The sequence below is a fragment of the Herbaspirillum sp. B65 genome, assembly GCF_000333555.1.
GTDB classification, from domain to species: Bacteria; Pseudomonadota; Gammaproteobacteria; order Burkholderiales; family Burkholderiaceae_D; genus Herbaspirillum; species Herbaspirillum rubrisubalbicans.
On sequence record NZ_BADI01000584.1, the window covers coordinates 1 to 1143 of the forward strand.

1 pseudogene is annotated in these 1143 nt (G+C 66.2%); it reads right to left on the reverse strand.

The window, feature by feature from the left end:
* Positions 1-1143 (reverse strand): annotated as a pseudogene (locus I5W_RS14000) (malto-oligosyltrehalose synthase); the annotation flags it as partial.

Sequence of the window (1143 nt, forward strand, 5' to 3'; positions counted from 1 at the left end):
ATCTGCTTGCCGGCGTGCGACAGGGCTTGCGGGATGGCGATGCAGGTATCGCCCCAGGCTTGCGCCGAGACCAGTGGCAAGGCTTCTTCGCGGCGGCCTTCGAAGGACAGCAGGTGCGCGGCCAGGCGGGTGCAGATCACCAGTGTGGCTTGCCAGCCTTCTCCGGTTTGGGCAACTGCTGCTTGTGCAGTTTCTTCACCAGGCCATACACGGGCAAAAGCGATCACGTGGCGCGCCAGCTTGCCGTGGGTGGACAGCGGGATGTATCTCCCGGCGCTGAACAAAGCTTCATGTTGGCGCCGATACTGCAATACCGAGTGGATCAATTGCTGCTTGGCGCTGCCGCTCTGCCAGTCGCGCAGCGATACAGGACGGCTGACGGCGTCGGCCAGGCGTCGTTCGCGCAGGGCGAAATCGACCGGACGGCGATTGTCCGGGTCGACCATGCTCAGATCCCATAACTCGCTGCCCTGGTAGAAGTCCGGCACACCCGGCGTGGCCAGTTTCAGCATGGTCTGCGTCAGGCTGTTGATGGCGCCCAGCGGGGCCAGCCGGCGCACGAACTCTTCCAGTTCGGTGAGGAAGGGATGGTGGCGCGGGTCCAGCCCCGGATCGCACAGCAAGGCACGGGTGAAACGCTCGCAGGCGGCTTCGTAGTCGGCCTGGGGTGCCACCCAGTCGCTGCGCCGCTTGGCTTCGCGCAGGGCTTTGCGCTGCCACTGGATGACGCGCTCGGCCAGTTGCTCCAGGGCGCTGAGGTCGTCATCCCCGGCCCTCATGCCATCGGGCCAGGCACCGACCAAGGTCTGGTACAGCAGGCATTGGTCCAGCGCATCGATGCCACCCTGCGCCCCCGCCGTGGCGGCCACGATGGGGGCGTTCAACTGATGCCAGTGACGCAGTACGGTGGCCCATTCCTCGGCGATCTCGGAGAGTGCCGCCAGGCGCATCCGGGCATCTTCGCCGCGCTTGTGGTCATGGGTGGCGGTGGCCAGCAAGCTGTAGGGACTCTGCTGGGCGCGCCGCCCGGCCAGTTGATGAAAGCCTGCGACCGACAGGGCCAGATGAGCCGGCTCGGCGCCGACTTCGTTGCGCGAGAGCAGACGGCCGTAGCGATAGAAGGCCGTGTCTCCATCGACTGGC